Raw genomic sequence first — 25954 nt, 5'->3', positions numbered from 1 at the left:
AGCTTAACTGGGGCGGTCTGTTTATGAGAGGCCGCCCCAGATGAGTCAGGATATGCCATCGACCGATCCACTCCCGTCACAACCTCCTTTCGATCCGGATGTTGTAAAGGCATTGGGTGATCTTCCAGAGGAATTCCAGGAGTTTCCCCGCCTGTTCCAGGATGAGATCAGGCCAGCGCTTTTGACTCGTGAGGCCGAACGACAAGTCGCCGTCGCGAAGGCGCGACAAGCCCGCTATGTGGGGATCGCGGTTGCTGTTCTCGGTGCGCTTGCTGGCGTGCTTCTTGTTCGGCATCCCTTCGCAGCAATCATCGCTGTGGTGGTCGGTGTGGGCTATCTGTACTGGGGAGGCCGTGATGTGCGTCGACTTGGCAAGGAAGCCAAGGATCTGATTGTCCTGCCCGTTGTGCGAAAGCTTGGTCTGCAATTCTTGGCGGAGCCCGGCTCTGTCGACTCTATCTACAAGCATCATGATGTTGGAATCGTGCCCAGCTGGGACCGCGCCAATTATGAGGATCGGCTGACGGGACGGCGCAAAGGCGTGGATTTCGAATTGTTCGAGGCGCATCTCGAAGAGCGCAGTACGTCGACCGATTCCAAAGGCAATACGCAAACCCGCTGGAGAACGGTCTTCAAGGGCCAATGCCTGCGCTTCGAGTTTTCCAAGCGCTTCTATGGCCGCACGCTGATCACGCGTGATTCGGGCTTCTTCAACCGGTTTGGCGGGGGAAAGGGCATGTCCCGTGCCATGCTGGAAGACCCGGTGTTTGAAAAGATATTTGAGGTCTACACCACCGATCAGGTGGAGAGCCGCTACCTCCTGACGCCGGACCTCATGCAAAATCTTGTCGACTTGGAAAAGGCATTCCACGGCGGTCGGCTGAAGGCGTGTTTTGATGGTGGAGAGATGTTCATCACACTGGAGGGAGGGAACCTGTTTGAGCCTGGCAGCATGTTCAAACCCCTCGATAGTGTGGATCGCGTGCGGGAATTGCTGACTGATTTTGCGGCCATATTCCGCATCATGGATGCTGTCATTATCGGTCGTGCCCGTGAAGGCCAGGAGCGCGACTGAGATCGTTCAAATGAGGCAGTTCGGGGGCAACAGCGTTCAGCTTTGCTTCAGTGACTTTCCGCCATAAAAAGCGTGAACTTAGCAAGAGGTCCCGTTTCATGATGAAATCCATTGTCGCCAGTTTCATGCTTGTCATTGCTGCACAAACAGCCGTCGCTCAGGCGATGACGACTGCGGACGTGAAGCGGTGCAATGCCATGACGGCAACCATGGCGCCGAAGAAGGCGGAGATCGAAACGCTGCAGGCCAAACGTGATGAATTGGCGATCCGTGTGGAAGAGTTGGGTGAGGTTTGGGAAGACGCCGAAATCCATCGCTTGGCCTCGCCTGCGCACGCTGTGACGGCTGATGAGACCAAGTCTGCCTATCAGACTGCCAGGAAGGAGCTGATGGCAAAAGAGCGTGGGCTGCAAGCCGTTGCACGCCAGTTCAATCAGGACATTGCCTCATATAATCAGAGCTGCGCCACCGCCAAATAGGCGGCAATTCCCTACTCCATTCGTGCTGGACCTCAGCCTGCGATGATGCGCAACTGGCGCATCGTCGTCGCCCCGACTCGTAGGAGCCGTTGCAGCAGAAACACTTGTCAACGTTGACAACTCAATTTTGATAGACTTCTTGTTGGCGATAACATTCGAGGCTAGACTTCGGTATAAGCAAAAAGCGGGCAGGGGGTTGCCTGCCGCGAAACAAGGGAGGGCGCGCGGTATGAGCGACGCATCATCGACTGTAAATATGGATACAGGACAGGGCAGTTTTGGCCAGGTTCTGCTGATCACCGCCGTCGCCACGATCGGCGGATTTCTTTTTGGTTTTGACTCAGGCGTCATCAACGGAACTGTTGATGGTCTCCGTGTTGCCTTCAACTCGCAAGAAATGGGCACAGGTTTCAACGTTGCCTCCATGCTGCTTGGCTGTGCGGTCGGCGCGGCACTGGCAGGCACATTGTCGGATGCGTTCGGTCGTCGCACGATGATGATCGTTGCTGCGGTTTGTTTCATAATCTCCGCATGGGGCTCCGGTGTAGCGGGCTCGTCGGCGGAATTTGTCGTCTATCGCATCATTGGTGGTCTTGCGGTCGGCGCGGCAAGCGTCATGTCACCAGCTTATATTTCCGAGGTTGCTCCGGCCAAATATCGCGGTCGCCTCACGTCGATCCAGCAGGTCGCCATCATCAGCGGGCTTTTTCTGGCATTCGTGTCCAATTATCTGATCGCGCAAGCAACTGGCGGGTCTGCCATGAATGAATGGCTGCTCGGCTTTGAAGCGTGGCGCTGGATGTTCTGGATGGAATTGCTGCCGGCTACATTCTTCCTCGTGGCCCTTCTGTTCATTCCGGAAAGCCCGCGCTACCTCGTGGCACAAGGTTCTACAGACAAGGCGCGTTCGGTGCTCTCGCGTCTCTCTGGTGCCAAGGCCGCTCACCGCAAGGTCGACGAGATCGAGCAGTCGCTTGCCAATGATCACAAGCCGTCCCTCAAGGACGCGCTTGGTCAATTCGGTTTCAAACCCATTGTCTGGGTCGGTATCGGTCTTGCCGTGTTCCAGCAACTTGTTGGTATCAATGTCGTCTTCTATTATGGCGCCGTGCTCTGGCAGGCGGTTGGCTTCTCCGAAAGCGACGCCTTGCTGATCAACATCATTTCCGGTGCGGTCTCGATTATTGCCGTGATCATTGCGCTGCTGCTGATCGACCGGATCGGTCGCAAACCACTATTGTGGATGGGCTCGGTCGGTATGACGGTCACACTTGCCATCGTGGCATTCTGCTTCTCACAAGCGGTCACGATTGATGGGGCAGTCAGTCTGCCCGGCAGCTTTGGCTTGATCGCTCTGCTCGCCGCGAATGCCTATGTTGTGTTCTTTAACGCGTCATGGGGCCCTGTCATGTGGGTCGCCCTTGGTGAGATGTTCCCGAACCAAGTTCGCGGCGCAGGTCTCGCCATCTCCGGCTTTGCGCAATGGATCGCCAACTTCGCGATCACGATGACCTTTCCGATCATGCTGGCAACGGCTGGTATCGGTCTGGCGGGTGCTTACGGTTTCTACGCTGTGTGTGCGCTGATTTCCGTCTTCTTCGTCTTCAAGGCGGTCAGGGAAACCAAAGGTCTCGAACTCGAGGAAATGCAGGGTTAGGCCCGGCATATACATTCCGCCCTCGCCGATCTGTCGGCGAGGGCATTTTTTTAAAAACTGAACAAGGGAGGTCGCGATGGCCAAGGCTGTCCGGAAATCGTCAATCATTTCGCTGCTCGGCGGCGTGGCTAGTGTGGCGCTCATTGCCGCGTGTAGCCATACGCCGACCGATGCCGATGCCAACGAAACAATGGTAGCTGCAGAGCCCGTGCAGACCGCGCTCATGACTGAGCACGATCTCGTCGCAACACCAGAACTTTGGCCCGAAATCACTGTGCCGGATCTCGACCCTGTGATCGAAGCGCGCATTGACGAGATCATGGCGAAGATGACTCTGGAGCAGAAAGTCGGTCAGGTCATCCAGGCGGACAGCGACAGTGTGACCCCTGAAGAAGTAAAGGCCTATCGCCTTGGGTCCGTTCTCAGTGGTGGCAGCTCGGCGCCCGGTGACGAACCGTTCGCGTCCATGGACGCGTGGCTCGCGGATGCGGACGCTTATTGGCACGCCTCGGTCGATCCAGAAGGTGTTGAAATCGCCATCCCCGTCATCTGGGGCATCGATGCCGTGCATGGCCATGCGAACCTGTTTGGTGCGACCATCTTCCCGCACAATATTGGTCTTGGCGCTGCCAATGATCCGGACCTGATCGAAGACATTGCCCGCATTACCGCCGAGGAACTCATTGTCTCCGGCCATGATTGGACATTTGCCCCGACCATCGCCACTCCGCGCGATGACCGCTGGGGCCGCACCTATGAGGGCTATTCAGAAAGCCCTGAAATTGTCCGCGAATATGCCGAACGGATTGTCTACGGATTGCAGGGCCGTCCGGATGATGAGGACTTTCTCGGCGAGGGCCGTGTCATTTCCAGTGCCAAACACTATGTCGGCGACGGCGGTACACAAGATGGCATCGATCAGGGCGAGACGCTCGCCACCGAACAGGAACTCATCGACATTCACGCCCAAGGCTATTTCACCGCGCTTGAAGCCGGTGTGCAGACCGTCATGTCGTCATTCTCCAGCTGGCAGGGTGTCAAGATGCATGGCAGCCACGTCATGCTGACCGAAGTGCTGAAAGACCGCCTCGGTTTCACTGGTTTTGTTGTCGGTGACTGGAATGGTCACGGCCAGGTGCCGGGTTGTACGAATACCGACTGTCCACAGTCGTTGAATGCTGGGCTCGATATGTACATGGCACCGGACAGCTGGAAGGGGCTCTATGAAAGTACGCTCCAGCACGCCAAGGATGGCAACATCCCGATGGAGCGTCTCGACGATGCCGTGCGCCGTATCCTGCGTGTGAAGCTCGCCTATGGCATTTTCGACAAGCCTGCGCCAAGCGAACGCCCTGGAGCGAACGACGAGAGCCTGATGGCAACGCCCGAGGCCCGAGAGATCGCCCGCCGCGCCGTGCGGGAATCGCTCGTTTTGCTGAAGAACAATGACAATCTCCTTCCGCTCAGCACGGAGCAAACCATTCTCGTGATCGGTGATGGCGCAGACAGTATCACCAAGGCCGCTGGTGGCTGGACCTTGTCCTGGCAGGGCGGTGGTTATGACAATGGCCACTTCCCCAATGGACAGTCCATTCTGGAAGGTATTGAGGATGCGCTGCTGCCGGGCGGCGGAACGCTGATCTTCGACCCCACAGGAGAGTCCAATGTAGATGCGGATGTTGTAATTGCTGTGTACGGAGAAAATCCATACGCTGAAGGCATCGGCGATATTCGGACGATGGATTTTGTGCCGAATGGTTTTGACACAAGCAAGCTCGAAGCCTTCCAGGACAAGGGCGTGCCGGTCGTGTCGGTTTTCCTGTCGGGTCGGCCGCTTTGGGTAAATCCCGAACTCAATGACTCCGATGCGTTCGTAGCAGCTTGGCTCCCGGGCTCCGAAGGTGCCGGGATTGCCGATGTGCTATTCCAGACGGAACCAGACTTCGACTTTACGGGACGTCTCTCCTTCTCATGGCCGGCGACAGCCCAGCCGTCACGTCTCAATTCGGAAGACACACCTTATGAGCCGCTATTCGCTTACGGGTACGGCCTCAGCTATGCCTCTGACGCAACCGAGCTTGGAGAGCTGAGTGAAGATCCGGGTCTGTCCGAAGACCTCATGGGCAATGCGGATCCGCGGACCTTGTTCAGGCGCGGACGCCCAGGAGACCGCTGGGGCGCGCTCCTCGCGTTTGAGGGGGCTTACACGACGCTGCAGCCGGGGCTTACCGAACTGGCGGGCCTTTCGATCAGTCGGACGGACTACGAAATTCAGGAGGATGGACTGGTGCTTTCATGGTCGGATCCGACTGGCGTCCTGTCCATTGGTTCCTTTGCCAATCCGGTCAATCTGAATGCGGCTGGCGACGCCGCGCTGGACATCGTAATCGCAGCCAAGGTGCCGGATGGCGGGGAGCACGTCATATCCGTCAGTGGCTCTTGCGACCAGAATGGCAATTGCGAAGCCGTTGAGCAGATCACCGTCACAGGTTCCGACTGGGCGGAATACCGAGCGCCTGCGGCCTGTCTCGGTCTGACTGACCTTACTGCCGTGCAGATCCCGGCGGTTATCGGAACGATGGATGCTGGGACAGTGGCAGTGGCGGACATCCGCTTCGAACCTTCCGAGCGTGATCAAGGTTGCTCTGAATAGCGCCAGCCTGAAAGATAGGTCTGAAATCAAATGGCGGCCTTCGTTCGAAGGCCGCCATTTTCATTTTTAATGATCAGTCTCCGGCGGACTGGGCATAAACACCGAGAAGCGTACCGACAAACCCACCAGCCTTTTCCGTGCTCAGAATTGTGCTGTCTTCGCCGAGTGCCACGGGCTCCCAGTCGTCGCCTCGGGCAGCCTGATAGAAGTCGATCTCAGGGCCCCGTGATACGATCCGCAGTTTGAGGGAGGCCCCCAAAGGCGCGGCTGCAGGGACCTCTGCGACGATCTCACCGTCCTTGTCTGTCGCGTCACCAGCGCGCTTGCGCAGCCGCACAATCGCTTTCCCGTCTTCACTCATCGACAAGCCGAGCGCATAATAGGCCGCATCATTCTGGAAAGCGGCAATTCCCGCTTCGTCGTCACTATCTTCCGGCACGAAAGAGACCTCTGTATAGGCTTCAGCATTTGTGTGTTGCTGCCGCCGCGCGAGAAAGGAAGGCTGTCCAGGGCTGCCGACTCCGTCTGCGCGCGCTTCCAGAACGAGTTCGCCATTTTCCAGTCGATACGCTTTCTGGGCAGGTATTCTGACCGTCAGCCAGTGCAGCGGAAGTACGTCTTCCTCAAACTCATCCGTATAGGTGAAGTTACCAGTCAGCGGCAAAGAAGCCTTCGGCTGCGCCGGCAGGGCGGGACGATCAATGACGTGCGGGATGACGTCGCCGGGCTTGGTGATGCGTGGGATACCATTGTCCCATGACACCGGCATGAGGAAAGTTTCGCGGCCGGTATTGTATTCGTTGCCTTGATAGGGGCGCGTGCCAAGGAATACGGCCCACCAATTGCCCTCAGAATCTTGGGTGAAGTCAGCATGGCCAACCGAAGTGATCGGTTCGGCCCGGTCTTCCGGTAGGTCGCGTTGCGTCAGGATCGGGTTATCGGGATGGGGCGTAAACGGCCCCAAGGGGGACTTCGCGATGAGGATCACCTGCGAGTGCTGCGGGCCTGTTCCGCCTTCAGCAGCGCTAAGCACGTACTTGCCATCAACCTTGTAGAGATGCGGCCCCTCGATCCAGACGGGTTGTTCGGACAAGTCCAGGCCGCCATTCACCGCTACGACCGCATCCGAAACCGGTTCGAACGTTTGTGCATCAACTTCGCGGATCCAGACCGCGCGATGCCCCTCATAGAGGGGCTCGCCCTCAGGGGCGTCATTGTTCAGGATGTAGACCTTGCCGTCCTCGTCAAAGAAAAGCGACGGGTCGATCCCGCCAATATGGGGTAGCCAGATCGGGTCGGACCATGGCCCGGCAGGGTCGGTAGCCGTCACGACGAAATTGCCGCCGCAATCCACGCAGGTATTGATCACGTAGAAGACGCCGCCATGGAATTCGATTGTCGGCGCAAACACACCTCGCGACACGGTCAGCCCGGAAAAGTCGAGCATGTCCGGCCGGTCGATCACATTTCCGATCTGGGTCCAGTTGATCAGGTCTCGGCTGTGGAAGATCGGGATACCCGGATAGTGGGTAAAGGATGAGTTCACGAGGTAGTAGTCGGCGTCGACTTTCACGATGCTGGGGTCTGGATAGTATCCGGCCAGGATCGGATTCCGAGCCTGACTGTCGGAGACGGGCAGATCAAAGATCGGGTCAGTGCCGCTATATGTCAGATAGGAGAAGCGGGCTTCCGATGTTTCCAGCGGCGCAGGCGCAGGCGCAGGCGCACTGACACTGCCGCACGACGCTGCGATCGCGATCGCCCCGAAACTGGCAAACGCCTTCCAATGTCGCATTTGAATAATCACGCTTCCGACTCCCTCTGTCGTTCTACCGGTATGGACCCGGTTTCAATTCACGATATGATAGCGTTATCATTATCGCTATGCCAAGGCCGCCAAGAGCCGAAATCAACCGGGAGGAATTCGATGTCCAAATTTACAAGACGCCATGCGCTCGCTCTGATGGCGTCGGCAACGGGTGCAGCGTGCACGTCGGCAGGCGGGCCAGCCGTGCAACTTGGGACGGGTTCCGAGCCGTTGAAGGATTTGGCCGCCGCAAAGGGCATCCGTTTCGGCACGGCCATGGATGTGCGCGAGGTCTCCGATCCGGCTTATCTCGATATTGTCTTGCGAGATTGCGCCGTCATCGTAGCCGAAAACGAACACAAGATGTACACGATTCAGCCAACCCCGGATGCCATGAACTGGACGCCGGGCGATACGCTGGTGGCGTTTGCGAAAGCGAACAATCTCGGTATGCGGGGCCACACTCTGTTGTGGCAGCATCCGCAATGGCTCCCGGACTGGATCAATGACTCAGATTTTGCGAACGCCTCGGAAGCAGAAGCCGTCCTGGGCGGTTACATCACAGCGGTGGCGTCGCGGGATGCTGATTTCATCTATTCCTGGGATGTCGTGAACGAGACTATTGACCCGAAAACCGGCGATATCCGTGAAACCTCTTTTACCCGAGTCATGGGGCCGGACGTATTGGAGTTCGCGTTCCGCACGGCACGCGCAGCAGCGCCGGACGCAACGCTGGCGTACAACGACTATATGAGCTGGGAGCCCAGCCACGAAAAACATCGCACAGGCGTGCTGCGCATGCTCGAGCGTTTGAAACGCAACGGGGCACCCATTGATGCACTTGGCATTCAAAGTCATTCCAATGATGCGCCGCCGTCGGCCTTTACGCCGACCCAGCAAAAAGTCTGGCGGGACTTCGTGGAAGAGGCCATCGGTATGGGGTTGGACATCTACCTCACCGAATTCGATGTGAATGACTCGATGATGGCTCCTGGCATTGTTCAGCGCGACCAGGAGATTGCCGCGTTTACGCGGGACTATCTCGACATGATGTTCAGCTATCGGGAGACCAAGGATCTGTTGATGTGGGGTCTGGCGGATAGTCACAGCTGGTTGCAGGGATTCAAACCGCGCGAAGACGGGATAGAGAAACGACCGACTCTTTACGATTCCAGCTATCGCCCCAAGCTGATGCGTGACGCTGTCGCGGCCGCGCTCAAGGCTGCGCCAACCCGTGCGTGAACTGCGCCACATTACCCCATCTGGCTGAATCGTCTTGAAAAAATTACATAAAGGCTTGAGGTTTGGGTGTTAAGTCGGCGCAAGACATAGAATGAAAAGCAGGACGGAAACCCTGCTCACGGGATAAGAAGAACAAGTATGTCCGAAAAAATTACAAAGTCGGGACGTCGCCAGCACGCGACCATCAAGGAGGTCGCCGAACTCGCTGGCGTTTCACAGATGACGGTCTCGCGTGTGCTCAATCGCCGGGATGTCGTGCGTGAAACTACCCGGGCGCGTGTTGAAGATGCCATCCGCGAACTGAAGTACCGACCGAACTTACTCGCACGTAGCCTTGCGGGTGGGAGCTCCCTGTTCATCGGAATGATTTTCAACAACCCCAGCAACTCCTATCTCAGTGAACTGCTCATCGGTGCGATGAACCGCTGCCGGGAAGCGGGGCACCATCTGGTGCTTGAGGATTTCTCCTCATACCAAGACCCTTCCGATGTAGATGAGCTTGTGGGCCGCGTCAGCGGCGCCGGTCTGGACGGCATTCTCGTCGTTCCCCCGCTCAGCGAAGATGACCTCCTGCTATCCAGGCTGGAGGAGGCGGGCATTCCTTGCGTCCTTATTGCCCCAAAAACTCCGCCGAAATCCGGAACAAGCCTCGCGATCGACGACGAAGCCGCAGCCAAGCGCATGACGGAATATCTGATCGCACGTGGCCATACTCGGATCGGCTTTGTGATCGGCGCCGAAGATCAGATATCGTCACATCGCCGCTATAGCGGGTTCCAGCTGGCGATGAAGGAACACGGCCTCGACATTGATCCAAATCTCGTCCGGCGCGGTCGGTTTACGTATCGCAGCGGCATGGAGGCGGCCGACAGGATGCTGGATCTCGCCGACCAGCCTACGGCCATCTTTGCCAGCAATGATGACATGGCCGCCGGCGTGATCGCGTCGGCTTTCCGTCATGGTAAGCGCGTGCCGGAAGACATTTCCGTGGTCGGATATGATGACACGCCCATCGCCAGCGCGATCTGGCCGCAGCTGACTACTGTGCGCCAGCCAATTGCAGAAATGGGCTATCAGTCCGTCGATTTGCTTGCTGCGTTTATTTCGGACCACGAAGCCGAGCTGGGCGAGCTGAATCCGATTCTGGATGTTGCGATCATTGAGCGGGATTCGGTCATCAAAGTCTGAAGCCAGACGCCTTAGATCTCGCGAATGGTCAGGCTTATCTGAGCCGACAGCGTTTCGCCGGGCTCGAGGCTATGCAGCCCTGTCAGTTCGGCCGGATGCTGGCTGTTCACCGCGTCGGGAGCGTGGCTTACGGGTTCAACGCAGAAGAACTCCTCTTGCTTCGGCGTGTAGATCACCATGTGACCAAGCTCTGCGTCCGAGACCATTTCTACGCGCAGGTTCCGGCTTGGCCATTCGATACAACTTATCCGGTCTGACACGGTGAAGGCATTGTCGAGGTCGAGCTCATCAACCATACGCCAGTCTGACAGATCGGCACCAGCGGCTGGCATAACCAGCCTGTCGGGGATCATGCCCTCATCCGACATCCAGATCCGGTCGACCGGTACTTTCACGCGCGCATCCAGACGGGGAAAATAGGGGTGCCAGCCAAGCCCCGCGGGCATGGAGTCGTCCCCGTGATTGGTCAGGCGAAGCATCAGGTCCAGACCGTCATCCCGCAGCCTGAAGTCCTGCTCCGCGCGATAGGCCCACGGCCAATCTTCGGGCCTGTAGTCAAACACCAGTCGTGCATGATTGCTGCCATGCTCTGCAACCTGCCAGGCCGCGTGCCAGGCCTGGCCGTGAATGGCGTGCGGTTCTGGAAGGAAGTTCGGTGCGAGAGACACATCACGGTCATTCCACGCAAAACGGCCTTCGGAAATTCGGCCCGAGAACGGAAAAAGGGGGAAGCCCGCAGTCTGTAGCGGGCTTTCATCCGCAGTGCGCGCAAATGGACGCAGAATGTCCTGGGCCATGTAGGTCAAGCCGCCCACACTGCCGCCAAGGTCGGGCAGCAAGGTCAGCTTCATGGCTTTGGTTTCGAGTATGAGGCGCGACAGCGCTGTTGAATCGGCCAAACCCCGGTCTCCCTTATCCGCAAGTGTTGGCTAAAAAGCATGCTAACGCTAACATGGAAAGTAGGATCGGTCTTTTCACCGGTACTTGACGCTGCGACAGAGGCGGATCTGCTGCGTCTCGGCAAGTTGATATTCCGCTCTTGCGATGGCAAAGCTGAAATGATAGCGGTATCATTTAGTGGACAGCCGCACTCAGACGGGCTGCCAGGGAGGACATTCGGAACGTGTTTCTAGGGATCGACATAGGCACATCCAGCGTGAAGGCAGCGCTGATTGATGAGGCAGGACGCCAGGTTGAAGTCAGCCAGGCGGAACTTCCGATTTCGCGTCCCAAACCCCTCTGGTCTGAACAGAATCCATCTGATTGGTGGACCGCCACGAACATGGCCGTCGCCAAGCTGGACGTGAACCGCCGTCATCGGGTGAAGGCTGTCGGCCTGTCCGGACAGATGCACGGTGCGACGCTTCTGGATGAATCTCTTGCTCCGATTCGGCCGGCGATCCTCTGGAACGACGGGCGCAGCTTTGAAGAGTGCCGCGACCTTCAAAAGAGTACACCAGCCTTTGTATCCAAGGGCGGTAATCTTGTCATGCCTGGTTTTACCGCGCCGAAACTCGAATGGGTGCGCCGGCATGAGCCAGGTGCATTCGAGAAAGTGCACAAGGTACTCCTTCCCAAGGATTATGTCCGCCTTCGGATGACTGGCGATCTCGCCTCCGACATGTCGGATTCCTCGGGCACGCTCTGGATGGATGTCGAGGCGCGGACCTGGTCAGAGGAATTGCTTGCCGCTTGCGGTCTCACGATCGACCATATGCCAAAGCTCTATGAAGGCCATGAAGTGACCGGTGTGCTTCGCCAGGAAGCGGCTGAAGCATGGGGCATGGACCGCGTGCCGGTGGTTGCTGGCGGCGGCGACAATGCGGCCGGAGCGGCGGGTGTTGGCGTGATCGATGAGGGTGAAGCGCTGCTGTCGCTCGGTACGTCCGGCGTGATTTTCGTGGCGGGGAATACGTTCCGCTCAAATCCCGATTCTGCGGCGCATGCATTCTGTCATGCTTTGCCGGATCGGTGGCACCTGATGTCGGTCATGTTGAGTGCAGCGAGCTGCCTCGACTGGGCCGTCAAACTGACCGGGACATCCGACGCAGGAGAGCTTGTGAAGCTCGCCCAGACAGAGGCAGGCCTAGCCGGGTCTGAGCAATTCCTCCCCTATCTGTCTGGCGAGCGCACACCTCATAACAATCCCCATGCGTCGGGTGTCCTGTTCGGTCTGACCCATGATTCCGGGTCTGCGCAGATCGGCCAAGCCGTGCTTGAGGGAGTCGCCTTCGGTATGGCGGATGGTTTCCGCGCCCTTGTGGAATCGGGTGTGGACGTACATTCGATCTCAGTTATCGGCGGCGGCGCACAATCCACTTATTGGGGGCGTATCCTGTCTGCTGTGCTGGACCGCCCGATGGTTTACCGCGACGGCGCGGCCACTGGCCCGGCCTATGGCGCTGCGCGCCTGGCTCGCTACGCCAGCATGGGCGGTTCAGTCGAGGAAATGTTCGAAGCACCCGAAGTGCTGCAGATTGTTGAGCCAAAAGAAAGCGACCGCGACCGGCTGGCCCCGAAATACGAGAAATTCGGTACACTGTACCGTATACTGAAAGATGCCTTCTGAGGAGAGTAAAGACATGGCTGATGGACAGATCAATGTAGGCGGCGAACCCGTCTTCAAGGGCATCGACCCAATCAAGTTTGAGGGACCAGACAGCGACAACCCGCTGGCTTATCGTTATTACAACAAGGACCAAATGGTCATGGGCAAGCGGATGGAAGACCATCTGCGCATGGCTGTTTGCTATTGGCATACCTTCTGCTGGGATGGCTTTGACGTCTTTGGCGGTGGCACGTTTAACCGTCCTTGGCACGGTGCCGCCAATGACCGCGCCGCAGCTGACGCGAAGATGGCCGCAGCTTTCGAATTCTTCAGCAAGCTCGGCCTGCCTTACTATTGCTTCCACGACGTGGATGTCACTGAAGACTCTCCGACACCGGACGATCTGTCGAACAATCTCAAGCGCCAGGCCGACCGTCTCGCAGCCTATCAGGAAGCGACCGGCATCAAGCTGCTCTGGGGCACCGCCAACCTGTTCAGCAATCCACGCTTCGGCGCCGGTGGCCTGACCAATCCGAACCCCGAAGTCGCCGCGGTTGCGGTCCGCCAGATCCGCGACTGTATGGAGGTGACGCAGGCGCTTGGCGGCGAGAATTATGTGCTCTGGGGTGGCCGCGAAGGCTATGACACCCTGCTGAATACTGATCTCGACCGCGAACTCGGCAATTTCGGTCGCTTCCTCGCAATGGTCGTCGATCACAAGCACAAGATCGGCTTCGAAGGAAAAATCCTGATCGAGCCGAAGCCGCACGAGCCGATGTATCACCAGTATGATTTCGACTCCGCGACCGTCTATGGCTTCCTGAAGCGCTTCGGCCTTGAAGATGAAGTCCAGGTCAATATTGAGCCGAACCACGCCACACTGGCAGGACACAGTTTCGCCCATGAGATCGCCACGGCTGTCTCGCTCGGCATCATGGGCTCGATCGATATCAATTGCGGCAACTACCAGAATGGCTGGGATACCGACCAGTTCAATCTCGACATCCGCGACATTACGCTGGCGCTGATCGAATTACTGCCATCCGGCGGCCTCGACACCGGCGGCTTCAACTTCGATGCCAAGGTGCGCCGTCAGTCAAGCACGGTCGATGACCTGTTCCACGCCCATGTCGGCGGCGTCGACGCGCTGGCCCGTGCGCTTTTGTCGGCGGCCGACATCCTTGAAAAGGGCGAGATCGCCAAGCTCAAGACGGAACGTTATGCTGGCTGGGAGAATTCCGACCTCGGCAAGATGATGCTGTCAGAAGGCGCGAGCCTCGAAAGCATCGCCAACAAGGCCGTCGAGTCGGGTGTAAATCCGTCCCATACAAGCGGACGTCAGGAAATGCTGGAAAACCTCGTGAACCGCAGCCTGAAATAAACTGAACAGCGGCAGGCCTTGCCGGGCGTAATGAACGCGGGCAAGGCCTTGTCACTGTAGGGAAAAAGAAGCTAGGTTTGTCCGCCATACCCCTATGAGCGGACAAACTAGCTGGCGGCGGATTTCTGCTGCGCGATTGGCTTGCTCACAAGGGTTCTAACCGAGGAGCCGCGATGACTGACGGGCTAAAAGCGCATAGGACTTCCGGACATGTCCGGCCTGCCACCATCATTGATGTTGCCCGCGAAGCAGGCGTGTCCTTCAAGACGGTCAGTCGCGTGCTGAATGGCGAGACCAATGTGCGCGAAGAGACCCGTTTGAAGGTGCTCGAAGCCGTCAAGACGCTGAACTATCGGACCAATCACAATGCGCGCAATCTGCGGGCTCGCCATAGTCACATCATTTGCCTTTTCTATGCGAACCCATCACGCAACTATATTGGTGAAGTTCAGTTGGGCGCCCTGCAACGCTGCCAAGCCTATGGTTATAGCCTTATCACCGAGGATTGCAGCGACAATCATACATCGCTGCTTGCGCTGAGGGCTGAAACCAAACTGGCCGGAGCGATCCTGACGCCGCCATTGTCGGACGATAAAAACCTTATCTCTGAACTCGAAAATCGCGGTATTCCATTCGTTCGAATTGCGCCCGCAGAAGACGTCGAACATGGTCAGGATGTCGCCATCGACGATGCTGCGGCTGCGCGAGAGATGACGGAGTATCTGATCGGACTCGGCCATCGGCGGATCGGCTTCATCAAGGGGGCCGATTCTCATGCGCAGGCTGTCCGGCGTTTTGCCGGTTACCGGCAGGCACTGGAAGAAGAGGGCATCTCCCTCGATCCTGATCTAATCGAGGATGGTGATTTCGCGTTTGACTCCGGTGTCTCATGCTCTGAGAAACTCTTGTCATTGCCTGACCGTCCGACCGCGATATTTGCGAGTAATGACGACATGGCTGCCGGTGTGCTCGCGACGGCGTATCGCCGCCAGGTGAATGTACCAGCCAACCTTTCCGTCGTGGGTTTCGACGATACGCCGCTGGCCACGACAATCAGTCCGTCCTTGACGACGATTTACCAGCCAAGTCGCGAACTTGCTGCAGAGGCCGTCAGCATGTTGCTGGAAGAGGCTGCCCCTACCGGCGATGCGCCCCGCCACAAGTTGCTCGAATACAAGTTGATGCTACGGGAATCCACTGCCGCGCCACGCGCATGACGCGCAAATCGCGAGTTTCCCAGTCAGCCGCTTTCGTGTAAGTCGCGCGGCGATGACCAAGATTACGCCTCTTCCGCATATCGCCCAGACCAAGCCCTATGTGCCCGGCGGCAAGCTCGCTGGCGCGAGTGGCTCCGTCATCATGCTGGCCTCCAACGAGAATCCGTTCGGCCCCAGCCCGAAAGCCATTGAGGCGATGAAGGCGGTGGCGGGCGATGTGCACGTCTACCCTGATCCGGAATATCGTGCCCTGCGGGAGACGATTGCCGAGGCGGTCGGCATTGCCGATTCAAGCCGTGTGATGGTTTCCGCGGGGTCTGACGAGATCATTCACTTGTTGACCCAGAGCTATGCCGGACCGGGCGACGAAATCCTGTTCACCGAGCACGCCTTTTCCATGTATCGCGTTTCGGCATTGTCGCACGGCGCAACGCCAGTGACTGTCCCGGAAACCGATCTGACCGCGGGCGTCAACGCCATCCTTGGCGCGGTCTCGGAGCGGACGAAAATCCTGTTCCTCGCGAATCCGAACAATCCGACTGGCACGATGCTGCCCGTCGAGGCGCTGGAACAGCTGCAGGACAGCCTGCCGCATGTCTTGTTCGTCGTCGACGGTGCCTATGCCGAATATGTCGGCCCGGAATATGAAGCGCAAATTCGGGACCTCGTGGACCGGAAAGCCAATACGGTGATGATGCGGACCTTCTCCAAGATTCATGGGCTTGCGGCCTTGCGTCTTGGCTGGGGGTACATGCCTGCCGAGATCGCTGAGACCTATCAGCGTATTCGCGGCCCCTTCAACGTGAATGGTCTCGCTGTGGCAGCCGGCATGGCCAGCATTCAGGATACCGACTTCCTGACGAAAAGCCGGGACCATAATACCGACTGGCGCGCCCGCATGACCGCAGCCTTGAATGCGATGGGCCTTCCGACCCCGCACAGCGACGCGAACTTCGTGCTGCCGGAGTTCGGCTCCTCAGAGCGCGCTGCGGCGGCGAACGACTTCCTCAAGGCGCGCAACATCCTTGTCCGCGCTGTTGGGGGCTACGGCCTGCCGGAACGATTGCGGATTACAGTCGGCTCGACCGACGACAATCAGGCGGTCCTGGACGCGCTGAAAGAGTTCACCGCGTCACGCTGATATTGTCGATCAGGCGCGTCTTTCCGAGCCATGCCGCGCCGAGCAGCCGCGCAACCGTGCCAGATGACAGGGGCGCGTCGGGCAGGTCTTCCAGGGAGGCTGGGTCGACGAGGCTGACATAGTTCATCTCCGTGAATCCGGACGCCATGATCAGGCGCCGGGCTTCTTCCAGCACGTCTGACGGCGTCGCACCCAGCGACAGGCGGACCGAGGCCCGGTGCAAAGCGGCCTGCATCGCCCCGGCTGCGCGGCGCTGTTCGGGCGAGAGGTAGAGATTGCGCGAAGATTGCGCGAGCCCATCACCATCCCGCGTGGTTTCGCCACCAAGAATTTCGATTGGAAAGCCGAGGTCTTTCACCATGCGCCGGATGATCTGGAGCTGCTGGTAATCCTTCTCCCCGAACACGGCGACATCCGGCTGGACGTGCAGGAAGAGGCGAGCCACCACGGTCGCGACGCCATAGAAGAAGTGCGGACGGTAGATCCCGTCCAGCAGGTCTGACATCTGCTCGACGCGGACATTGGTGCGGGTGCCCTCCGGATACATTTCCTCGACCGTAGGCAGGTAGACGAGATCGCATCCCGCCGAATCGAGTTTGGCCCGATCGGCCGATTCGTCGCGCGGATATGTGTCGAAATCCTCGCCGGGTGCGAATTGTGTGGGGTTTACGAAGATGCTCGCGACCACTTTTGTCACTTTGGTGCGTGCCTTCTGCACAAGGGAAAGGTGCCCCCCGTGAAGGGCGCCCATTGTGGGAACAAATCCAATAGTTTCACCGGCTTGGCGCCATGCTCGAATCTGTTGTTGCAGCTCGGCTCGCGAGTGGACGGCCTCCGTTAACTTACCTGTCATGGAATTCACTATGAAAACTTCCCGTATGAGGATTGTTTAAAACGTCCCGCCAAAGGATTTCGTAAACGCGTTGTTAACCCATTCGGAGGAATTTCAAACTCATGACACATCGCATTCTCGCTCCGCTAAAAACCTTCGCGCTTTCTATCGGTCTCCGACTGGCAGCAGGCAAGTCCAGACTCGCTGAAACGGCTGTTCCAGAGCCGATCCGCGAATATCTGAACCCGAATGCGGTCGACGAATGGATGTTTGATCGCGACGGTAGCCCGGTAACCGAAGCGGCAACGCTTTATTCCCGCGACTTCGGACGTGTCTCAAATACGCTTTCCAGCCTTCGCGCATTGCTCACTGACATTGCGGCACATGCCCCCGTCAGCGCCGAGCTGCCCTTGCAGGCTGCCTTTGGTCCAATCACGTCGGACGATGTCCTGTTCGATGGGGAGCCGATGGCTGCGCATTATGGTGACGTACCGGCTGAAGACGCTGATCTCTTCATGGACGTGGTTTCCAGCAGCAAGTCTGCTGGCGCCGAGATGTCTCACGTCGCCTGAGCCCTAACGAACTGAAATACCTCTGAAGGAGTCGCCCGTAATGCCCGCTGATGGATTCGCCCCGCTTGAAACGGTTAGCGGCCCGGACCTGTCAGCGCAGCAGCGCGAGGCCCGCGTCATTGTCGTGGGCAATGAAAAGGGTGGAGCGGGCAAGTCGACGGTCTCCATGCACTTGTCCGTCGCTCTGATGCGGATGGGCAAGAAGGTTGGGGTTATCGATCTTGATGTGCGTCAGCGCAGCCTCACCCGATATCTCGAAAATCGTCTCCGCTGGATGCAATCCACCGGTGCGAAACTTCCGATGCCGGAGATCGTGCGCGTGGATGCTTCGACAGAGCGCGATCTCGACAAGGCTGAATCCGAGGAGACTCAGCGTTTTCTCAGCAGCGTGGCGCGCCTCAAGAAAGCCTGCGATTTCATCATCATCGATGGTCCTGGCGGTGACACCTATCTCTCGCGTCTTGCGCATGTGAACGCAGACACGCTGATCACGCCGCTGAATGACAGTTTCGTCGATTTCGACCTGTTGGGCGATGTGAACCCGCAGACGCTCGAAGTATTGCGCCCGAGCTTCTACTCAGAAATGGTCTGGTCCTGTCGCAAGAAGAAGGCCCAGACGTCGCGCCGTCCGATTGACTGGATCGTGATGCGCAACCGCATGTCGCCTCTGGCGGCACGTAACAAGGAGCGCGTCGGCGAAGCGCTGACCAACCTGTCCAAGCGGATCGGTTTCCGCCTTGCGCCAGGCCTCTCTGAGCGCGTGATTTATCGCGAACTGTTCCCGGCCGGTCTGACCCTGCTGGATCTCACGGAGAAGGGCTCCAATATCTCCTTCACCATGAGCCATGTTGCCGCCCGTCAGGAGATGCGCGATTTGCTGATCATCATGCAGCTACCAGAGCTGGTCGGCGCCGAAATCGAATTCTGATCTGTTGGGAAATGGATTTTATGAAAGGCCAGCCTCGGGGGCTGGCTTTTCGCGTTTCAGGGGCTCACACTCCTCCTAAAAACAGGAGGAAGCGCAGATGGTGTTCAACAATAGCGGCTGGCTGGCGCAGGTTCAGGAAGATATTGTCGATCCTGATCGCGAGATCATCGATCCGCACCACCATCTCTGGCCCCAGGCGGACATGTACTACCATGTGCCGGAATTCCTCGCTGACCTGACCAGCGGGCACAATGTTGTCCAGACCGTGTTCATGGAGTGCGGTGCGGCCTATCGCGAGGATGGACCGGATCATCTCAAACCCGTCGGCGAGACCGAGTTCGTGGCCGCCGCTGCAGCCGAAATGAAGGCGAAGGGCGGTCCCTATATCGCAGGGATCGTCGGGCATGCCGACCTTCGGGGGCCGCATCTGGAGGACGTGCTCGACGCTCACAGGGACGCTGCCAACGGCCTGTTCCGTGGCATCCGTCATGCGGGCTCACGTGATACGAGCGGCGCTACGTTGCGCATTCCAGGCCGGGCGCCTGAGCGTCTCTATGCGGATGAAGATTTTCGCCGGGGCGTGCAATTGCTGGGCGAGCACGACCTTTCCTATGACACATGGCATTATCACCACCAGAACCGGGACTATCTCGACCTGGTGAAGGCGGTGCCGAATACGACCATGGTGCTCGACCATTTCGGGACGCCCATCGGTATCGGCCCCTATGCCGACAAGCGCGAAGAGATATTCGAGCAGTGGCGGGACGACATGGCCGACCTGTCCCATTGCCCGAACGTGGTGGCGAAACTGGGTGGGCTTGCCATGCCAGACAATGGCTGGGGCTGGCATGAGCGCGAAACGCCGCCGACCTCGGACGAATTCGTGCTGGCCCAACAGCGCTATTACGATCACATGATCGACTGTTTCGGTGCAGCCCGCTGCATGTTCGAGAGCAACTTCCCGGTGGATCGCTGGTCCATCAGCTACCCGGTCCTGTGGAATGGCTTGAAGAAGATCGCCGCCAAATACTCCGAAGTGGAGCAACGCGCGCTGTTCACGGAAACCGCGCGGCGCATCTACCGGCTGTAGCCACGCCTAGGCAGAGGCCTGCATTGACTTTATAGGCCTCGGCCCATGACGACATTTCCATTCGAGATCAAGGCGACCGAGGGCAAGGCCCGTACGGGCACGCTCAAGACACCGCGCGGCGAAATCCGCACGCCGGCCTTCATGCCTGTGGGCACGGCCGGCACGGTCAAGGCGCTCTATATGGACCAGGTAAAGGAGGCCGGGGCGGATATCATCCTCGGCAACACCTATCATCTGATGCTGCGGCCCGGCGCAGAGCGCGTGAAGCGTCTCGGCGGCCTGCATAGCTTTGCGCACTGGGACGGCCCGATGCTGACCGACAGTGGCGGCTTTCAGGTCTGGTCGCTCGCGCAATTGCGCAAGATGGATGCCGATGGTGTGACCTTCCAGAGCCATATTGACGGCTCCACGCATAGGCTGACGCCCGCGCGCAGCATCGAGATCCAGGCGGATCTGCTCGGCGCCGACATCTCCATGCAGCTGGACGAATGCACCGATTATCCCTGTTCGCACGCAGAGGCCGAGCGGAGCCTCGACCTGTCGCTCGACTGGGGTCAGCGGAGCCTGGACGCCTTTGGCGACCGCGACGGCCAGACCCTGTTTGGCATCGTGCAGGGCTCCAATTTCGTCGATCTGCGCGAGAAATCTGCCAAGGGCGTGGTCTCTCAGGGTTTTGGGGGCATCGCGCTAGGCGGGCTCGCTGTCGGCGAGGGACATGACCAGATGTGCGCCACCATCGACATGACCGTGCCGCACCTGCCGGGCCATTTGCCACGCTATGTAATGGGCGTCGGCAAGCCGATCGATCTGGTGGAAAGCGTCGCGCGTGGCGTCGATATGTTCGACTGCGTCCTGCCCACGCGGTCCGGTCGCCACGGTCAGGCCTGGACCTGGGACGGGCCGGTGAACGTCAAGAATGCGCGGTTCGCAGAAGACACTTCACCGCTCGACGAGGCAGTAAACTGCAAGGCCAGTCAGGACTATTCACGCGCCTATTATCACCACCTTTTCAAGGCGGGTGAGTATCTCGGGCCCATGCTGCTCAGCTGGCACAATACGGCTTTCTTCCAGGCGCTCATGGCCGAGATACGACTCAGTATTGCGGAGGGACGGTTTGAAGCCCTGCGTCATCGACTTCAGACGGCGTGGGCGTCGACGAGGTCGGCTCCGAAGGACCAACAGGGGTAAGATTGTCGAGTTGCTTTTGTTGATAGGCGTCATACGCGCCTGAATTCGGCACAGTCGGCGCATCGCCCTTGAAAGTGACCGCCGTTGGGTCGCGCTCTGCGGCGAAATCCGGACGAGCGGGCAGGGGGCAATCCATGGCGAGACCCATGCCTTTCAGATATGCCCGTCGTTGCGCACCGATCTTGTAGGCGAGATTATACTTCTTCTCGTGGCTTTCCGCGCCTGTAGCTTTGCGAACGATACCCCGGAACGGAATCAGGCCGCGGGCTTCGGAGGCGATTGCGCCAAGCGTCGCATCGGCGGCTGAATCCGCCAGTTTCTCGGTGCGAAGGCGTTCATCCGGAACCGGCGTATCCCAGTCAGGGCCAAGCACGGCATCAAGGTCAGCCAATCGCTGTTCGATTTCCTCGCAACTCATTTTCTCTGGAAGCTCGTAGGGGCTCTGTACCCCTTTGAGAATGGGAGGGATTTCTTCTCGGCGCAGGTTGAAGTCTTCCAATGGCGACAGAGCTGCATCCGACAGGCCGTTCCGTGTCTGGGTATAGGCGCTGCCGGCCGCGTCGCTGACATTTTCGGTCAGGTTGCCGGTCGATGCGGTTTTTTGTGTTGTCGGGGCAGGTTGGCTGGCGCATGCGCCAACTGCTGCAAGTGTAAGGAAAAGGGGGAATATACGTCTCATGCGGCGAGGGTGATGCGAAAATTGTGGCGACTTCAAGCCATACAATGCAAGAGGCGGTTGACCGCTCGGTTCTGGTCGCCTAAATCGCGCGTTCCGGCGTGCCCTTAGCTCAGCTGGTAGAGCAACTGACTTTTAATCAGTAGGTCACAGGTTCGAACCCTGTAGGGCACACCATTCTTTTCCTTTTTTGACGAAGTCAAAAATTTTCGATCCTGTGAAGCGAAAATCGGAATAGAATGATTGAGGTGAAGCCGAGATATCTGCGCCTTTCCAGTTACCCCGATTTAACCCCGCCGGCCACTTCTCCTCGGAACATCTCGCGCTTGTCGCCCGTTGGTTTTTCGAAAGGAGACTCATCATGAACAAGCAAGAAACAGATATCGATACCCAGCGCCAGAACGACCTCAGCCAGCAGCGAGGTGATGGCGAGACCCCCGGCCGCGAGGATACGAATCAGGCTGGCTACCGCAGCACGGACGACCAGCCGCAGGACGGCGAGCACGGATTCTTGCGGGATGACGGTCAGAAGGACCGCCCAGACGCACCCGGTACCGCCGCAGAACGTGCCCAACGCCTAGATGAGGGCAAGAACCCGGTTCTGATGCCGCGTGATGGGCGTCATCCAAATGCACCCGAGACGCTTAATGCTGATACAGGGGCCGAAGATACAAAGGCGGGCGCGTTGAAACAGTCCCCGGACACGCACGAACTCGAAGACGCCTATTCCCAGAACGATCCGGGGGTGGAGACCAAACAGTAAAACAGCAAAAAGAGCCGGACTGGGGTAAAACCCGTCCGGTTTTTCTATCGGGTCCTGGCGGATGGAGCAAAGCTCCGGACGCTGGGGCCTTTTTAGTGAGTTGAATGGAATGAAATGACCCCGAGTGCACGCGAGGCTCCGTCCATCCGCCGGGAGTGCCAAGAAGAGACGACAATCCTCTTCGCGCTCCGGACCTTCGTCGGCACTTTCATCGCAGGATGCCGACAGGTGGAGTGTATACATCTGGCGACCCGGTCGGATTCAGGACTTTGGGGCCTTTGAAAAGCCTCAGTAAAATCTGGAAGCCGTGGGGGGTAGTGGCAGCGAAACCGTTGTTCCTGCCCTGCTGAGGCGTTAACGCTGCCAAGCGGAAAGGATGCGTTTATGGACAGGCTCGCGCGGATAGCGGTTCGAGACCGGCTGCTGGAGCGGCTCGCGGCCCCGACGCCGCTGATCATGGGCATCTTGAATGTGACCCCTGACTCTTTTTCCGATGGGGGCGCGCATGACACCCTGTTCGCTGCGCAAGCGCATGCCCGGCAAATGGCCGAGGACGGCGCAGACATTCTCGACATTGGCGGTGAGTCGACACGGCCCGGAGGTGATCCGGTGAGCCTCGAAGACGAATGGGCCCGCGTGCGTGAGCCCATTACACGCCTTGCCGGGCCGGACGCCTTGCCGCTCTCCATCGACACTTACAAGACCGAGATCGCCCGGCGCGCTGCCGAAGCGGGCGCGGTGCTTGTGAATGATGTCTGGGGCATGACCAAGGATGAGGGCATGGCCGACGCCGTGGCCGAGACTGAAAGCCTTGTCTGCATCACGTACAATCGCGGCAAAACGGATGGCGACATAGACCTCCGCGAGGACATGGCGGAGTTCTTCGGGCGCGCCTTCGACATGGCCGACCGCGCCGGCATTCCCCGCACGCACATCCTGCTCGATCCGGGCGTCGGCTTTTCCAAGACGTATGATCAGAATTTCGGCGTGATCGCGCACCTGGATGTGCTCGTCGATACCCAATGTCCGGTCCTGGTCGGAGTCTCCCGGAAGTCCTTTATCGGACGCATGACGGGCAAGCCCGTGGAGGATCGTCTTGTCGGGACGCTTGCCGCCGGGCTCGACAGCGTCTACCGGGGCGCAACGATTCTTCGTGTCCATGATGTCGCCGCGCACCGCGAGGCGCTCGACATGTTTCAAGCCATTGGGAGCGCCAATTGACCGACCGCATCTTTGTTTCAAATCTTTGCCTTCACGGCTTTCACGGGGTCCACAAGGCGGAGAAATCCCTCGGCCAGAAATTCTTCATCGATATCGACTGCCGTCTCGGCCAGCCCGCGACGTCAACCGACCAGATGGAAGAGACCGTCCATTATGGGGAAGTCTGTGACCTTGCCGAAGACCTGTCCGGAAAGACTGTGTTCAATCTGATTGAAACCTTTGCCGAACGCATCGCCGATGCGATCCTGGCCAAGTGGGTCATTGTCGAGGAAGTGACCGTCACTGTGCGCAAGCCGTCGGCGCCAATTCGACATCTGGTGGACCATGTCGGCGTGTCGATCACACGCAGCCGCAATGGCTGAGGCTGCGCTCGGCCTCGGCACCAATCTGGGCGACCGCGAGGCGGCGCTGGCGCAGGCGGTGGACTTGCTGGCCGCAATGCCGGGTATTGAGCTTGCTTCCGTCTCCAATCTCTACAGCAGCGCGCCTTGGGGTGTTACGGACCAGCCGGATTTCCTGAATCTTTGCGTGCTGATCGAGACAGGTCTTGGACCGCTGCAATTGCTGCATGCCTGCAAGGCCATGGAAGCCGAACTGGGGCGACAGGAACGTTTGCGCTGGGGTCCGCGTGAGATGGATGTGGACGTGTTGCTGATGCAGGGCGTGACGCTCGACACCGAGACGCTGGCCATCCCGCATCCACGCATGGCGGAGCGCCGGTTCGTGCTGGAGCCGCTGGCGGAGATTGCGCCGGACTGGGCTCTGGAAGATGGCACTGTGACAAGCAAATCGGCCGCCCTCAAGAAGAAGGCGGCCGATCAGATGTGTGTATTGGATGAGGCGGCAACGCGTCGGTTTGCGTCGCTGCGAAGCGCCTAGAGGTTCTTCACAATGTCCTCGACCATCTTCTTCGCATCCGCGAGCAGCATCATCGTGTTGTCGCGGAAGAAGAGTTCGTTCTGAATGCCGGCATAGCCTGAACCCATCGAGCGTTTGATGAACAGGACCGTTCCGGCATTCTCGACGTCGAGGACCGGCATACCATAGATCGGGCTGGTCTTGTCGGTCTTCGCGGCCGGGTTGGTGACGTCGTTGGCACCGATCACGAAGGCAACTTCGGAATTGCGAAAATCCGAGTTGATATCTTCCAGTTCGAAGACTTCATCATACGGCACCTGCGCTTCGGCGAGCAGGACGTTCATGTGCCCCGGCATCCGGCCCGCGACGGGGTGGATGGCGTATTTCACTTCGACGCCTTCTTCCTTCAGCTTGTCGCACATCTCTTTGAGAGCGTGCTGGGCCTGGGCGACGGCCATGCCGTAACCGGGCACGATGATGACCTTGGAGGCGTTCTTCATGATGAACGCCGCGTCTTCGGCTGAGCCGCGCTTGAACGGACGGTCTGCATCCGCGCCTGCGCCACCGGCGGCCGCATCGTCGCCGCCAAAGCCGCCGAGGATGACCGAGATAAAGCTCCGGTTCATGCCTTTGCACATGATATAGGACAGGATCGCGCCCGACGAGCCGACGAGCGCGCCGGTGATGATCAGCGCGAAATTGCCCAGCGTGAAGCCGAGCGCCGCTGCAGCCCAGCCAGAATAGGAGTTCAGCATCGAGACGACGACCGGCATGTCCGCGCCGCCAATCGGGATGATCAGAGTAATGCCGAGGATCAGGGCAAGCGCCGTGACGCCCCAGAAAGCCCATTGTGCCGAACCGTTTGACTGGATCAGGATGACCATCAGGACCACGATGCCGACAGCTAGGGCGATGTTCAGCAGGTGACGGGCGGGCAGCATGATCGGCGAGCCGGACATGTTGCCATTGAGCTTGGCGAACGCAATCAGCGAGCCGGTAAAGGTCAGCGCACCGATGGCGGAGCCGAGGCCGAGTTCGATCAGGGACGCTGCCTTGATGCCAGCGATGCCGGAAATGCCGAAACTGACCGGAGAGTAGAGCGCGGCAGCCGCCACGAGCACGGCGGCGAGGCCGACGAGGCTGTGGAAGGCGGCGACGAGCTGCGGCATGTCTGTCATCGGGATCTTGCGGGCGATGATCGCGCCAATCGTGCCGCCGATGGCGACGCCGCCGAGGATCAGGCCCCAGGTCTGCAGGTCAAGCTGTGACCAGACCAGCGCCAGCGTGGTGCCGACGGCGATGGCCATGCCGATCATGCCATTGCGGTTGCCAGCGCGGCTGGTCGCCGGGCTGGAGAGACCGCGCAGGGCCAGAATGAAGAGAATGCCAGCGACGAGATACAGCAGCGGCGCCCAAGTGGTTTGGAAGGAGTCCATGT

The 25954-nt window shown here is 58.9% G+C and carries 23 protein-coding genes and 1 tRNA gene; 19 read left to right on the top strand and 5 right to left on the bottom strand.

What is annotated here, in order from left to right:
• Positions 1-40: 40 nt before the first annotated feature.
• The 4 genes from B2344_RS13600 (at position 41) to B2344_RS13585 (ending at position 5864) form a co-directional block, all read left to right on the top strand.
• On the top strand, positions 41-1075 hold the full coding sequence (locus tag B2344_RS13600) for a DUF3137 domain-containing protein (RefSeq protein WP_290483171.1): 1035 nt from the start codon (positions 41-43) through the stop codon (positions 1073-1075).
• A 98-nt stretch (positions 1076-1173) separates the two neighbouring features.
• Entirely contained in the window at positions 1174-1554 is a 381-nt protein-coding gene (locus tag B2344_RS13595) for a hypothetical protein (protein ID WP_290483172.1), read from the top strand.
• Between the two features lie 229 nt (positions 1555-1783).
• Complete coding sequence (locus tag B2344_RS13590; RefSeq protein ID WP_290481347.1) at positions 1784-3211, top strand: sugar porter family MFS transporter; 1428 nt, start codon at positions 1784-1786, stop codon at positions 3209-3211.
• A gap of 76 nt (positions 3212-3287) precedes the next feature.
• Positions 3288-5864, top strand: coding sequence for a glycoside hydrolase family 3 protein (locus B2344_RS13585; RefSeq protein ID WP_290485398.1), 2577 nt, complete (start codon positions 3288-3290; stop codon positions 5862-5864).
• 73 nt (positions 5865-5937) lie between these two features.
• On the opposite strand, the gene B2344_RS13580 is transcribed toward B2344_RS13585, so the two are convergent.
• On the bottom strand, positions 5938-7659 hold the full coding sequence (locus B2344_RS13580) for a glycoside hydrolase family 43 protein (protein ID WP_290485397.1): 1722 nt from the start codon (positions 7657-7659) through the stop codon (positions 5938-5940).
• Between the two features lie 132 nt (positions 7660-7791).
• Here B2344_RS13580 and B2344_RS13575 point away from each other — a divergent pair, with 132 nt between their 5' ends.
• A complete protein-coding gene (locus B2344_RS13575; protein WP_290485396.1) occupies positions 7792-8913 on the top strand; it encodes an endo-1,4-beta-xylanase in 1122 nt (373 codons plus the stop codon).
• 138 nt (positions 8914-9051) lie between these two features.
• The gene (locus tag B2344_RS13570; RefSeq protein WP_206992993.1) at positions 9052-10101 is read left to right on the top strand and encodes a LacI family DNA-binding transcriptional regulator; all 1050 of its coding nucleotides are present in this window, start codon (positions 9052-9054) and stop codon (positions 10099-10101) included.
• Positions 10102-10112: 11 nt separating this feature from the next.
• Here the strand turns inward: B2344_RS13570 and B2344_RS13565 are convergent, their stop codons facing one another.
• Positions 10113-11000 carry an aldose 1-epimerase gene (locus B2344_RS13565; RefSeq protein WP_290485395.1) on the bottom strand — a complete coding sequence of 296 codons (888 nt, stop codon included), beginning with the start codon at positions 10998-11000 and terminating at the stop codon, positions 10113-10115.
• A gap of 224 nt (positions 11001-11224) precedes the next feature.
• On the opposite strand from B2344_RS13565, the gene xylB reads away from it, so the two are divergent.
• The 4 genes from xylB (at position 11225) to hisC (ending at position 16388) form a co-directional block, all read left to right on the top strand.
• Positions 11225-12670: a xylulokinase gene (xylB, locus tag B2344_RS13560; RefSeq protein WP_290479166.1), complete on the top strand. Its 1446-nt coding sequence runs from the start codon at positions 11225-11227 to the stop codon at positions 12668-12670.
• 13 nt (positions 12671-12683) lie between these two features.
• Positions 12684-14030: a xylose isomerase gene (gene xylA, locus B2344_RS13555; RefSeq protein WP_206992996.1), complete on the top strand. Its 1347-nt coding sequence runs from the start codon at positions 12684-12686 to the stop codon at positions 14028-14030.
• A gap of 173 nt (positions 14031-14203) precedes the next feature.
• A complete protein-coding gene (locus B2344_RS13550; RefSeq protein ID WP_206992997.1) occupies positions 14204-15247 on the top strand; it encodes a LacI family DNA-binding transcriptional regulator in 1044 nt (347 codons plus the stop codon).
• 52 nt (positions 15248-15299) lie between these two features.
• The gene (gene hisC, locus B2344_RS13545) at positions 15300-16388 is read left to right on the top strand and encodes a histidinol-phosphate transaminase (RefSeq protein WP_290483178.1); all 1089 of its coding nucleotides are present in this window, start codon (positions 15300-15302) and stop codon (positions 16386-16388) included.
• Here the strand turns inward: hisC and panC are convergent.
• A complete protein-coding gene (gene panC, locus B2344_RS13540) occupies positions 16372-17241 on the bottom strand; it encodes a pantoate--beta-alanine ligase (RefSeq protein ID WP_290485394.1) in 870 nt (289 codons plus the stop codon). The genes hisC and panC overlap by 17 nt on opposite strands.
• A gap of 101 nt (positions 17242-17342) precedes the next feature.
• Between panC and B2344_RS13535 the strand changes: the two genes are divergently transcribed.
• The 4 genes from B2344_RS13535 (at position 17343) to tgt (ending at position 20998) form a co-directional block, all read left to right on the top strand.
• Positions 17343-17792 carry a hypothetical protein gene (locus B2344_RS13535; protein WP_206993000.1) on the top strand — a complete coding sequence of 150 codons (450 nt, stop codon included), beginning with the start codon at positions 17343-17345 and terminating at the stop codon, positions 17790-17792.
• Positions 17793-17832: 40 nt separating this feature from the next.
• Positions 17833-18720, top strand: a complete 888-nt coding sequence (locus tag B2344_RS13530) for a division plane positioning ATPase MipZ (RefSeq protein ID WP_051607668.1) — start codon at positions 17833-17835, stop codon at positions 18718-18720.
• Between the two features lie 97 nt (positions 18721-18817).
• Positions 18818-19810 carry an amidohydrolase family protein gene (locus B2344_RS13525; protein ID WP_290483179.1) on the top strand — a complete coding sequence of 331 codons (993 nt, stop codon included), beginning with the start codon at positions 18818-18820 and terminating at the stop codon, positions 19808-19810.
• Positions 19811-19855: 45 nt separating this feature from the next.
• Positions 19856-20998, top strand: a complete 1143-nt coding sequence (gene tgt, locus B2344_RS13520; RefSeq protein WP_290485393.1) for a tRNA guanosine(34) transglycosylase Tgt — start codon at positions 19856-19858, stop codon at positions 20996-20998.
• On the opposite strand, the gene B2344_RS13515 is transcribed toward tgt, so the two are convergent.
• Entirely contained in the window at positions 20904-21677 is a 774-nt protein-coding gene (locus tag B2344_RS13515; RefSeq protein WP_290485392.1) for a hypothetical protein, read from the bottom strand. The genes tgt and B2344_RS13515 overlap by 95 nt on opposite strands.
• 98 nt (positions 21678-21775) lie before the next feature.
• Here B2344_RS13515 and B2344_RS13510 point away from each other — a divergent pair.
• The 5 genes from B2344_RS13510 to folK all read left to right on the top strand — a co-directional run bounded on the left by B2344_RS13510 (position 21776) and on the right by folK (position 24537).
• Positions 21776-21851, top strand: a tRNA-Lys gene (locus B2344_RS13510).
• Between the two features lie 184 nt (positions 21852-22035).
• Positions 22036-22437 (top strand): hypothetical protein, encoded by a 402-nt coding sequence (locus B2344_RS13505; RefSeq protein ID WP_290482975.1) that lies wholly within the window; start codon positions 22036-22038, stop codon positions 22435-22437.
• Positions 22438-22821: 384 nt separating this feature from the next.
• On the top strand, positions 22822-23658 hold the full coding sequence (gene folP, locus B2344_RS13500; RefSeq protein WP_290485391.1) for a dihydropteroate synthase: 837 nt from the start codon (positions 22822-22824) through the stop codon (positions 23656-23658).
• A complete protein-coding gene (folB, locus tag B2344_RS13495) occupies positions 23655-24020 on the top strand; it encodes a dihydroneopterin aldolase (protein WP_206993005.1) in 366 nt (121 codons plus the stop codon). The genes folP and folB overlap by 4 nt, the downstream gene beginning before the upstream one ends.
• Entirely contained in the window at positions 24013-24537 is a 525-nt protein-coding gene (gene folK / locus B2344_RS13490) for a 2-amino-4-hydroxy-6-hydroxymethyldihydropteridine diphosphokinase (protein WP_206993006.1), read from the top strand. Before folB ends, folK begins: the two co-directional genes overlap by 8 nt.
• Here the strand turns inward: folK and B2344_RS13485 are convergent.
• Complete coding sequence (locus B2344_RS13485) at positions 24534-25952, bottom strand: NAD(P)(+) transhydrogenase (Re/Si-specific) subunit beta (protein WP_290485390.1); 1419 nt, start codon at positions 25950-25952, stop codon at positions 24534-24536. The two genes, folK and B2344_RS13485, sit on opposite strands and share 4 nt — an antisense overlap.
• Between the last annotated feature and the right edge of the window lie 2 nt (positions 25953-25954).

Source organism: Hyphomonas sp. UBA3195, from assembly GCF_002366485.1.
In the GTDB taxonomy this organism is placed as follows: domain Bacteria; phylum Pseudomonadota; class Alphaproteobacteria; order Caulobacterales; family Hyphomonadaceae; genus Hyphomonas.
The sequence above is the reverse complement of the archived record's forward strand: the minus strand, read 5'-3'. Positions and strand labels throughout refer to the sequence as shown.

Coding starts and splice junctions, on each gene's coding strand:
- folK (WP_206993006.1), top strand. CDS start 24,013: ATGGCTGAGGCTGCGCTCGGCCTCGGCACCAATCTGGGCGACCGCGAG.
- B2344_RS13590 (WP_290481347.1), top strand. CDS start 1,784: ATGAGCGACGCATCATCGACTGTAAATATGGATACAGGACAGGGCAGT.
- B2344_RS13485 (WP_290485390.1), bottom strand. CDS start 25,952: ATGGACTCCTTCCAAACCACTTGGGCGCCGCTGCTGTATCTCGTCGCT.
- tgt (WP_290485393.1), top strand. CDS start 19,856: ATGACGACATTTCCATTCGAGATCAAGGCGACCGAGGGCAAGGCCCGT.
- hisC (WP_290483178.1), top strand. CDS start 15,300: ATGACCAAGATTACGCCTCTTCCGCATATCGCCCAGACCAAGCCCTAT.
- B2344_RS13600 (WP_290483171.1), top strand. CDS start 41: ATGAGTCAGGATATGCCATCGACCGATCCACTCCCGTCACAACCTCCT.
- B2344_RS13550 (WP_206992997.1), top strand. CDS start 14,204: ATGACTGACGGGCTAAAAGCGCATAGGACTTCCGGACATGTCCGGCCT.
- B2344_RS13585 (WP_290485398.1), top strand. CDS start 3,288: ATGGCCAAGGCTGTCCGGAAATCGTCAATCATTTCGCTGCTCGGCGGC.
- B2344_RS13595 (WP_290483172.1), top strand. CDS start 1,174: ATGATGAAATCCATTGTCGCCAGTTTCATGCTTGTCATTGCTGCACAA.
- B2344_RS13505 (WP_290482975.1), top strand. CDS start 22,036: ATGAACAAGCAAGAAACAGATATCGATACCCAGCGCCAGAACGACCTC.
- panC (WP_290485394.1), bottom strand. CDS start 17,241: ATGACAGGTAAGTTAACGGAGGCCGTCCACTCGCGAGCCGAGCTGCAA.
- xylA (WP_206992996.1), top strand. CDS start 12,684: ATGGCTGATGGACAGATCAATGTAGGCGGCGAACCCGTCTTCAAGGGC.
- B2344_RS13570 (WP_206992993.1), top strand. CDS start 9,052: ATGTCCGAAAAAATTACAAAGTCGGGACGTCGCCAGCACGCGACCATC.
- B2344_RS13525 (WP_290483179.1), top strand. CDS start 18,818: ATGGTGTTCAACAATAGCGGCTGGCTGGCGCAGGTTCAGGAAGATATT.
- B2344_RS13530 (WP_051607668.1), top strand. CDS start 17,833: ATGCCCGCTGATGGATTCGCCCCGCTTGAAACGGTTAGCGGCCCGGAC.
- folP (WP_290485391.1), top strand. CDS start 22,822: ATGGACAGGCTCGCGCGGATAGCGGTTCGAGACCGGCTGCTGGAGCGG.
- B2344_RS13580 (WP_290485397.1), bottom strand. CDS start 7,659: ATGCGACATTGGAAGGCGTTTGCCAGTTTCGGGGCGATCGCGATCGCA.
- B2344_RS13575 (WP_290485396.1), top strand. CDS start 7,792: ATGTCCAAATTTACAAGACGCCATGCGCTCGCTCTGATGGCGTCGGCA.
- B2344_RS13515 (WP_290485392.1), bottom strand. CDS start 21,677: ATGAGACGTATATTCCCCCTTTTCCTTACACTTGCAGCAGTTGGCGCA.
- B2344_RS13535 (WP_206993000.1), top strand. CDS start 17,343: ATGACACATCGCATTCTCGCTCCGCTAAAAACCTTCGCGCTTTCTATC.